The sequence below is a fragment of the Hydrogenivirga sp. 128-5-R1-1 genome (assembly GCF_000171895.1).
In genome coordinates, this window is record NZ_ABHJ01000333.1 from 1 (window position 1) to 1513 (window position 1513).

At 30.1% G+C, this 1513-nt stretch carries 2 protein-coding genes; both read left to right on the top strand.

Features of this window, described 5'->3' with window-relative positions:
• A partial coding sequence (locus HG1285_RS01865) for an RNase H family protein (RefSeq protein WP_008289281.1) occupies positions 1-180 on the top strand: 180 nt, incomplete at its 5' end.
• 13 nt (positions 181-193) lie between these two features.
• Positions 194-1420: an FAD-dependent oxidoreductase gene (locus HG1285_RS01860; protein WP_008289282.1), complete on the top strand. Its 1227-nt coding sequence runs from the start codon at positions 194-196 to the stop codon at positions 1418-1420.
• The last annotated feature ends 93 nt before the right edge of the window (positions 1421-1513 follow it).

Here is a 1513-nt window from a genome sequence, read left to right on the forward strand (position 1 = left end):
AACTGGAAAACCTCCTCCAAAAAAGAAGTTTCGCATAAAACAATGTGGCAGGAAATTTATGAGCTTATGCAAAAGCATAAAATACACCCTATATGGGTAAAAGGTCATTCAGGACATAAAGAAAATGAGCTTTGTGATAAAATAGCAAAAGAAGAAGCAGAAAAATATAAAAAACAATAGTGGAAATAAAATTATGGGCAAAATCAAGGTTGTAGTCTGTGGGCTTGGCTACGGAGGTATTTCTTTTTTAAGGAATATAAGCAATGAAAGCAATGTTGAAATTGTAGCCATAGACCAAAACCCATTTCACTATCTACAGCCTGAAGTATATAGATACATAGCCCATGAAAAACTTTTATCTGATATTCTCATAGACCTTTTTGCACTGACTTATGGTATGTCTAAAAATATTCAATTCGTAAAGAGTAAAATTTTAAATATAAACCTTAAAGAAAAAAAGATAATCACTGAAGATTTTGAAATGGACTATGATTTTGCAGTAATATCCCTTGGAAGTAGAACATTTTTCCCACCTATAAACGGTTTGAGGGAATATTCCTCAGGTGTAAAAACAATAGACAAATCAATGAAGTTTAAACATTTCTTTGAAAAGATAGTTTTAAGAAAAATGAAAGAAGAAGATATATGTATGATAGATAGTAAAAGTATATTCAATATTGTTGTTGGTGGAGGAGGTCTATCAGGTGTAGAAATAGCTGCAGAAATGGCTTACTTTCAGGAAAAGATTTTTTCAAAGGTTGGATGTGGACTAAAAAGACCAGACATTTATCTCATAGAAGCTCTGCCTTCTATACTTTATGGAATGGATGATTTTTTAGTAGAAACAGCAGTCAATAGATTAAAAGATTTAGGTGTAAATATAATCACAGGAAAAAAGATAGTTTCTGTTTATAAAGATAAAGTTGAGTTAGAAGATGGAACTACTATAAACTCTGATTTTTTAATATGGACAGGTGGAATAGTAGGAAGCTCTGTAATTAACAATATAGAAGGTATTAAAAAAAATAGAAAAAATCAAATCATTACAGATAAGTTCTTTAGAGTTGAAGGATACGAAGATACTTTTGCAATAGGAGACTGTGCAGAGGTAAAAAACTTTGAGACAGGAGAGACTCTTCCAGCTACTGCACAGGTAGCAGTTCAGACAGGAAAAATAGTTGCAGAGCATATAAAAAGCATAGTATCAAATAAACCTTTAAAAGAAAAATACCCAAACTTTAAAGGAATACTTGCAGCCTTAGGTGGTAAATACGCTGCTGGAGTTATTAAAAATAAGATTAAAATAAAAGGATTTCCTGCCCATTTATTAAAAGAAGCTGTTTTTAAGACATATAAATTTCCTTTAAAATGGGAAATAAGAAAAACAAGAAATATTCTTTCACAAAATTTTCATACATGAGATATGATAATTATTAAAAAGTAATTTCTGGAGGAAAAGAATGCGGTATATTTTATCAATACTAATTTTAATATTTTCTTTTAATCTATCCTT

Excerpts from the sequence above, each read along its gene's own strand:
- HG1285_RS01860 (WP_008289282.1), top strand. The coding sequence starts at position 194 with ATGGGCAAAATCAAGGTTGTAGTCTGTGGGCTTGGCTACGGAGGTATT.